The 629-nt window shown below is 46.3% G+C and carries 1 protein-coding gene; it reads left to right on the top strand.

Annotation, left to right across the window (positions count from 1 at the left end):
* Positions 1–629: N-acetylglucosamine-6-phosphate deacetylase (nagA, locus tag R7040_RS27570; RefSeq protein ID WP_318097759.1), on the top strand; the 629-nt coding region annotated here is incomplete at both ends.

Below are 629 nucleotides of genomic sequence, written 5' to 3'. Positions count from 1 at the left end.
AACGATCTAATTCAATCCATTGTGCCCGTTGCTGAACTACCGAAAGGCATTGAAGTAAAAGATCTGAATGGAGCTAACTTAAGTCCTGGTTTTATCGACCTGCAACTGAACGGTTGTGGCGGCGTCATGTTGAACGATGCTATCACAGCAGAAACGATGCAAATCATGCACGAAGCAAACCTAAAGTCGGGTTGTACCAGCTTCCTTCCTACGCTTATTACGTCTTCTGATGAAGATATGCGCGCGGCAATCGCCGCAGCTCGCGAATATCACAAAAAATACCAAAACCAATCGCTTGGCTTACATCTTGAAGGCCCATACCTTAACGTCGCGAAAAAAGGTATTCATAGCGTAGACTTCATCCGTCCATCCGATGACGGCATGATTGACCTTATTTGCTCAAATGCAGACATCATTGCCAAAGTAACTCTTGCACCAGAGCAGAACGCCCCTGAACATATCGCACGCCTAAAAGCTGCAGGTATTGTGGTTTCAATCGGTCACACAAACGCGACCTATGCTGAAGCTCGTAAAGGGTTTGAGGCTGGTATTACTTTTGCCACTCATCTATTCAATGCGATGACTCCTATGGTTGGTCGTGAGCCAGGAGTGGTTGGTGCTATTTACGA

It is taken from the genome of Vibrio sp. 1069, from assembly GCF_033340555.1.
Note: the sequence above shows the minus strand (reverse complement) of the source record. Positions and strands in the feature narration are given on the sequence as shown.